Genomic DNA, 3,336 nt, shown 5'->3' on the forward strand with positions numbered 1-3,336 from the left:
CAAACTGGCCAGGTCCTTCCTGTCGTTCGTTCATCTGGCATGTGCTTTCGTCTGGCTGGCCTAATTGAGAACACGCCCTAACATTCAAACATTTCAAAAAAGAAAAAAGGGTGGGTGACAAAAAAGGGGGCAGCGTGATTTCAAAACTGAAATCACGCTGCCCCCTTTGACCCCGAAATCACGCGCCCCCCTTTTACAGGGCGTGTAACCCTTGATACCCGAGGTACATCCCAACGAGCAGGATGAGGGCACCAGAGAAATACGGTGCTTTCCGCGCAAACTCGCCGAAACCGCTCCAGCGCTTTGAAACGTGCTTCACGCTCAAGGCCGCCAGCGAACCGGAAAGCACCATCGTCAAGGCCAACCCGATACTGAAGCACAGCACCAGGGTTGCACCGAGGGTGATCTCCTTCAGTTGCAAGCACAGCAACAAGATGGTGATCGAGGCTGGACAGGGAATCAGGCCGCCGGTCAGCCCGAACATGATGATCTGGCCGGTCGTCACTTCCCGGTTGGCGAAGCGACGGCGAATGTCGTTGGCGTGCGCCAATTCGTGGGGGTCCTGGTAGCCGGGAGCCGACACGTTCAGTCCTTCGTAGTCCTTGATGGCGTGGTGATGGTGGTCGTGCTCGACAAACTCCACGTCGTAGTCGTGGCTGTGGTGCTCATGGCCCAGGCGCAAGCGGACGACAAACTCGTGCGGTTCGGGAATCTCCTGTTCCGATTCCACGAAGCCATCGCGCTGCACGAAACAGAATTTCTGGATGCTGCCGTCCGGCCGTTCGGTCTCAATCCTCACCTGATCGGCCGTCCACGTATGGCCGTGCCCACTTTCACGGAACAGGCGGAAGTGCGGCGGCACACCGTCTTCGAACACTTCCAGCCGTACTAGGCCGTGGCCGGTATCGATCCGTTTGGTGTCGTCATGATGATGGTCGTGATCGTGGTCATGACCCTGCTCGGCAAACTGCTCTTGCCGCCAGGTTCGCCACATCATCCACAGGGCGACGCCGATAATCAGAACTGCGGACGCGACCTGGAGATACGGCTCACTGGTTTCCGCATCCCATTGTTGACCAAAGTACATCCCGCCCAGCGCGATCACCCACACCACTGCCGTATGGGAAATCGTCGCCGATATTCCGAGTAGAACGGCTTGCGCCACCGTGCCACGAATAGCCACGATGAAGGCAGCCATCATGGTCTTCGAGTGACCCGGCTCGAGGCCGTGCAGGCCACCGAGAAGGATGGCGCTCGGAATAAACAGCCAAGCATTGGCCGTGCCTTGCGCTAGCAGGGCAGAAAAACTGGTCATCGGGGTCCTTTAGAGGTACTGGGTGATGGCTTTGAACTCGCGGATGGTTTCGTCCGCGTTCTGGGGGTCGCTGCGCACTGCGCGTTCCAGGCAGTGATCGATATGGTCGTGCACCAGGGTCTTCTTGGCATTGCCGACCGCGCTTTCAACGGCCTGCAGTTGCTGGGCGATCTCCAGACAACTACGACTGTCTTCAAGCATTGTGATGATGCTCCTGAGATGGCCTTCAGCCCGTTTCAGGCGCTTGACGATTTCCGGGTGGGAAGTGTGCGTACTCATCGCACGTATCCTATCCAGGGGGATAGGATACGTCAAGCTTAATCGCGATCAACCTAGAAATCTCGGTTGGCGACATGCGATGTTCTCGAAACGCTGGCAGGCTATGGGTTTGACGTTGATCCAGGGAGTCACCGGATGGGTGAGTCGAAATTGAAGCGATTGAAGGCTGACGCAATGCAAATGTCGTGCGCTGGAGTGCACACGGCGGGCGGGCGTGTGCAGGTGCGCTGGGAGACGGACAGTGCGGCCACGCCGATGGGACAACTGGCGTACTTGATCGAGTTTCTGACGCTCACCGGTTTGTGGTGGAGCTGGCAGGAACGCTGCCCGCTGTCCTACACCAGCCCGAACGCGCCGAGCAAGGCCGATGTGCTGGGCACCTGGATGCTGTCGCGTCCTGTCGGGTCATCGGCGCTACTCGCATGTCACCACGATTCGCTGTGACGGGGTCAATCCCGGTCTGCTGGGCATGAGCAAGGTGATCAGCGAGGATGCGCTGCGCCGCGCGTTGGCGGCGATTGCCGAACCCGAAGCAGGTCAGAGCACCGGGGTCAGTGCCAACATTCAAATATTTCCAAAAAGAAAAAAGGGCCGGTGACAAAAAGAGGGAGCGTCATTTAAAAGCTGAAACCACGCAGCCTCCTTTGACCCCGAAATCACGCTGGCCCCTTTTACAGCTGTTGTCGGCAGCCGGCTCTAACCGCAAATCGGCCCGAGCCGATGGCCACGGCTCAACCCAGTGGCTCGGTCAACGGCCGCTTGACGGAAGGCATTCTTTCGAGGCGAATTCGGCGGATTCAGACTGGAAACAGTCATTCAGCGTAAGCGCCTTTCAAGACAATTTGTGCGAAATCGATGCCGGCGGGTTTCGACATCGACGGTCAGCTACGTGAGGTAGAGCCGCCGCAACAAATATTCCGCCCGGTTCGCTGGTGAAGTCACTGGCCACCTCGTGGGAGACGGCCAGCGTTTCATAGTCGAAGGCTTAGTCCGTGGCTTTCTTGAGAGCTTCGGCCGCAGCCTTCTGCGCCTCTGCCGTCATTTGCGACGGGCCGAGTTTGAAGGTCAGCTTGTTGATCGTGCCGGTGAACTTGAACGGCAACTCGTAGCTGTCGTCCACGCCGGAGCGCGTGTCCAGCCCCACGTCGAAGGTCTCGTCGATCGACATAAGGATCGGAATCGTGTGCTTGATCGTCTTGCGATCCAGTTCCTTGCCGTCCACCGAGAGCACACCGGTGCCGCCCTTGCCGGGGCCGGGGCCGTCGTATTTGAAATCGAACACAATCGTGTGCTTGCCCGGCTTGAGCGCCTTGCCAAACAAGTCCTTGCCGACGATGGCACCGACGCCGCCTTCCCAACGGAAGCGTTCCAAATCGAGGAGATTGTAAACGAAGACCGGTTTGCCCTTTTGCAGGAACAGGCCGTAGCCGCCGAAGCGACCACCGAGCGTCACGATCATTCCCTCGGCACCGCCTTCAGGAACGGTAATCTCGGCGGTTATGGTGTAGTCCTTGTCCAGAATGCTCGGTGCATTACCCACGGGAATGCCGACCTTCTCACCGGTGTAGGTGAAGACGGTCTGGCCAGCGGTGGCGCTCGGTCGCGGCGTCAAGAGGCGAGGGAGGATCGAGTTATCCAGAGGCAGCACCTGGTATTTCTTCGCCTCAGTCAGGAACAAGGCCTGCAACTCCTTGAGCTTGGCCGGTTCTTTGGCCGCGAGATCGTTGTTCTGCGAGTAGTCG

The 3,336-nt window shown here is 58.5% G+C and carries 4 protein-coding genes and 1 pseudogene; 2 read left to right on the top strand and 3 right to left on the bottom strand.

Annotated features, from left to right (window positions below; all coding sequences use genetic code 11):
• Positions 1-193: 193 nt before the first annotated feature.
• The gene (locus RUW20_RS01265; RefSeq protein WP_313950379.1) at positions 194-1,315 is read right to left on the bottom strand and encodes a nickel/cobalt efflux protein RcnA; all 1,122 of its coding nucleotides are present in this window, start codon (positions 1,313-1,315) and stop codon (positions 194-196) included.
• A 9-nt stretch (positions 1,316-1,324) separates the two neighbouring features.
• Positions 1,325-1,594, bottom strand: a complete 270-nt coding sequence (locus RUW20_RS01270; RefSeq protein WP_313950380.1) for a metal-sensing transcriptional repressor — start codon at positions 1,592-1,594, stop codon at positions 1,325-1,327.
• A gap of 180 nt (positions 1,595-1,774) precedes the next feature.
• On the opposite strand from RUW20_RS01270, the gene RUW20_RS01275 reads away from it, so the two are divergent.
• Both RUW20_RS01275 and RUW20_RS01280 read left to right on the top strand, forming a co-directional pair.
• Positions 1,775-2,038 carry a hypothetical protein gene (locus RUW20_RS01275; RefSeq protein WP_313950381.1) on the top strand — a complete coding sequence of 88 codons (264 nt, stop codon included), beginning with the start codon at positions 1,775-1,777 and terminating at the stop codon, positions 2,036-2,038.
• 25 nt (positions 2,039-2,063) lie between these two features.
• Entirely contained in the window at positions 2,064-2,192 is a 129-nt protein-coding gene (locus RUW20_RS01280) for a hypothetical protein (protein WP_313950382.1), read from the top strand.
• Positions 2,193-2,579: 387 nt separating this feature from the next.
• Here RUW20_RS01280 and RUW20_RS01285 read toward each other — a convergent pair.
• Positions 2,580-3,336 (bottom strand): annotated as a pseudogene (locus RUW20_RS01285) (arylsulfatase); the annotation flags it as partial.

It is taken from the genome of Accumulibacter sp., from assembly GCF_032229525.1.
Taxonomy (GTDB): domain Bacteria; phylum Pseudomonadota; class Gammaproteobacteria; order Burkholderiales; family Rhodocyclaceae; genus Accumulibacter.

Bases quoted from the DNA above. Each gene is read 5' to 3' on its own strand.
- RUW20_RS01265 (WP_313950379.1), bottom strand. From the start codon at position 1,315: ATGACCAGTTTTTCTGCCCTGCTAGCGCAAGGCACGGCCAATGCTTGG.
- RUW20_RS01280 (WP_313950382.1), top strand. From the start codon at position 2,064: ATGAGCAAGGTGATCAGCGAGGATGCGCTGCGCCGCGCGTTGGCGGCG.
- RUW20_RS01275 (WP_313950381.1), top strand. From the start codon at position 1,775: ATGTCGTGCGCTGGAGTGCACACGGCGGGCGGGCGTGTGCAGGTGCGC.
- RUW20_RS01270 (WP_313950380.1), bottom strand. From the start codon at position 1,594: ATGAGTACGCACACTTCCCACCCGGAAATCGTCAAGCGCCTGAAACGG.